This window comes from Okeania sp., from assembly GCF_983059655.1.
Genome location: NZ_CEZPJD010000850.1, coordinates 1 through 3,314 on the forward strand (window position 1 = coordinate 1; position 3,314 = coordinate 3,314).

At 34.6% G+C, this 3,314-nt stretch carries 2 protein-coding genes and 1 pseudogene; all 3 read right to left on the bottom strand.

The window, feature by feature from the left end:
* Positions 1-431 precede the first annotated feature (431 nt).
* Positions 432-728, bottom strand: a complete 297-nt coding sequence (locus tag AC3DU7_RS29260; RefSeq protein WP_488042767.1) for a hypothetical protein — start codon at positions 726-728, stop codon at positions 432-434.
* Positions 725-2,632, bottom strand: coding sequence for a tetratricopeptide repeat protein (locus tag AC3DU7_RS29265; protein ID WP_488042768.1), 1,908 nt, complete (start codon positions 2,630-2,632; stop codon positions 725-727). The genes AC3DU7_RS29260 and AC3DU7_RS29265 overlap by 4 nt, the downstream gene beginning before the upstream one ends.
* Positions 2,629-3,314, bottom strand: a pseudogene (locus AC3DU7_RS29270) (ATP-binding protein); the annotation flags it as partial. The pseudogene AC3DU7_RS29270 and the gene AC3DU7_RS29265, both read right to left, overlap by 4 nt.

The following is a 3,314-nucleotide window of genomic DNA, read 5'->3' on the forward strand; positions in this document are numbered from 1 at the left end:
GCTCGGGGGGCAAAATTCAGTTATCAGTCAAATAATTTTTGAAGGAAGTTTAGGGAGAAATTCCTACCAAAAGTTTCCAACTAATATGCATTAGAGGATGTCTGAGAAATTTGCGACATCACTCGCCCCCTAAATCCCCCAATTTTGGGAGACTTTTATCAGCAAATTAACTCTTGTTCCCCCCAGAATTGGCTTGCTAGGGGGGAAAAATTCAGTTATCAGTTATCAGTCAAATAATTTTTGAAGGAAGTTTAGGGGGAAATTCCTACCAAAAGTTTCCAACTAATATGCATTAGAGGATGTCTGAGAAATTTGCTATATCCAAGCCCCCTAAATCCTCCAAAATTGGGGGACTTTTATCAGCAAATTAACTCTTGTTCCCCCCAGAATTGGCTTGCTCGGGGGGCAAATTTCAGTTATCAGTTAGATGTTTATAATTGATTGAAGTTTGAGTCCCCATCAATTTTTTCTTCCTTGCTTTTTTCTTCTTCAACTGTCTGAGAAAGTAATATTTTTATCTGAGGGTTTTCTAATAATTTTTCTGTATCTGCTAATAGTTTATTTCCCCAACGTTCTTTTTTGAGCCGTTGCAAGTTACTCAAAATATTAGTAGGTTGGGTTGAGGAAGCGAAACCCAACACATATAAGTTATAAGTAGTATTTTTTGTTGGGTTGCATTGTTGTTCAAGCAAAGTTACTGTATTAAGACTATTATTTTGATTACTCAAGGTTTTAAACCTATCATTCTAAAAGTCTTATTAAAAATTTCTTTCAATTTATACCACCCTATTTTAGTGAGAATATTTTTTATGTTTTGACTATATATTTCTTCAACAAAATTAGGGTTTATTTCATAGGCTTTTATTATGCTGTCATAACCTTCTTTAAAACGGCGTATTTCAATCAGTGCATTGCCTTTATTATACCAAGCTTTATCGTCATTGGGTTTAAATTCTAAAGCTTTTTCATAAGCAGAGATTGCCTCCTCATATCTATCTAAATATTGCAGTAAATCTCCCTTAAGTCCCCAAGTATTATTATTGCCAGGTTGAATTTCTAAAGCTTTATTATAAGCATTTATTGCCTGTTCATATCTTCCTAGTTTTTTCAGTACCCAGCCTTTATTGCTCCAGGCATTGTGATAATCTGGTTTGATTTCTAAAGCTTTATCATAAGCAGTAATTGCCTGTTCATATCTTCCTAAATCTCTCAAGTTAATTCCTTTATCGTACCATGCATTGTGATAATCTGGTTTGATTTCTAAAGCTTTATCATAAGCAGTAATTGCCTGCTCATATTTTCCCATTTTAGCGAATATTAAGCCTTTATTGCGCCAGATGTAGTATTTATTTGGTTGAATTTCTAGAGCTTTTTCATAAGCAGCAAGTGCCTGTTCATATCTTTCTAAATTTTCTAATGCAATGCCTTTACGATTCCAAGCATCATAATAGTCTGGTTGAATTTCTAGAGCTTTTTCATAAGCAACTAGCGCTTGTTCATATCTTTCTAGTTTTCTTAGTGCATCACCTTTATTATTCCAAGCATCAGAATAGTCTGGTTGAATTTCTAGAGCTTTTTCATAAGCAACTAGCGCCTGTTCATATCTTTCTAATTTTTCTAGTACAACGCCTTTATTATTCCAAGCATCAGAATAGTCTGGTTGAATTTCTAGAGCTTTATCAAAAGCAACTAGCGCCTGTTCATATCTTTCTAATTTTTCTAGTGCAACGCCTTTATTATTCCAAGCATCATAAAAGCCTGGTTGAATTTCTAGAGCTTTATCAAAAGCAGCAAATGTCTGTTCATATCTTTCTAATTTTTCTAGTGCAACGCCTTTATTATTCCAGGCTTCATAATTATTAGCTTGAATTTTTAATGCTTCATCACAGGCTAATATTGCTTCTTCGTATTTCTCAAATTTTCTATCCAATAAAGCCTTTATCACCAACAAATTTGCCTGATATTCAGCAGGAGCCAAATTTTCATAAATCAAACTTTTAATTCTCAACCATTCAGACTTACGTTGTTGCCGGGTAAGCTTTTTATAATCATCTAATTCTTTTCCACAAATATTTAAAGATTCCTGTCGTAAATATTCCTCACTCATAGGAAACAGAAATAACCCAGAACGCCAATCAAAAAAATCTGGGGCACGTTTAATCAAGTAATCTACAGCAAACCTTGGTAACAGAAACACAAAGCAAATATCAAAATCATCCCTAAATCTTTCTCGCTGCTGATTCAAATTAATCAAAACAGGAGGTACTCCCCTTCTACTAATAGAAATAATCTCATTACTATCCAAGCCCCTTTCCTTCATCTCCTCCTCATATTGATAGAGAGAATATTCCAAACCAGTCACAAACAAAACATCAATCTCTGCTAAATTTGGCAAATCTTTTACCAGATTATAAAAATTATAAGTAGTCTTATCCAAACGCAAAACATCTACCCTTTCTTGGGGAATATCCTGCCGAATTTTTTCAATAATTTCCGTTCCCTGTGGAGGCGAACATTCTACAAACAATAAACCAAAACCTTCAATAAACCTAACAACATTCAATAAATCTTGATATTCCTCTGCAAAAGTTGACTGTACATCCTCTTCCAAAACAACTTTTTCTCCCTTCATTCCAACAACTCCTTAAATTCACGAACTCCTTTAATTAAAGGATGAACATCATACCAAGTTTGCTTTTCTCCCTCCTCATCCAAGAAAGTATATTCCAGCAAACAACGATTAAACAATAAATCCCGGTGTTGCTGATTATTCAATATATTTTTAGAGCGAAAAACATCAACTAATATTTGCCATTCTTCCTGTTGAACCGATCTTTTATAAGGAAGTCTTGCCTCCGTAATAGCTCTTTGTACCACTTTGGCAGAAATCGGTAAATTACCTCCCGCACGTTTAATTACACTCTGCATTAATAACATTAAATCCCGGACATGACCCCCACTCATTAAACAAAGTCTATCTAAAACTTCTCGACTTTCAAATACATCCCTTTCTAAACATAAATCTGGATTAACTTCACTAACCCTTCTATCAATAATTTCTCTAATTGTAGCAACTCCCAAATCGTAAACATCCCCCTCCAGAGTCTCCACCATAATCATAGGTAAAACCTGTGGATCGTCATATTCAACTTTGAGATTTGGCGCTTGATTAGAATAGACCATTGAAATAGGAATTGTATAAATTGTATGACAATCCAATCCCTTCAATTGAGCGCTGCGGTCTACAAAAATTTCATCATGATTGCTACGTCCATCCGGCTGAACAATTGGTACAATTCGGTCTAAACTATCAG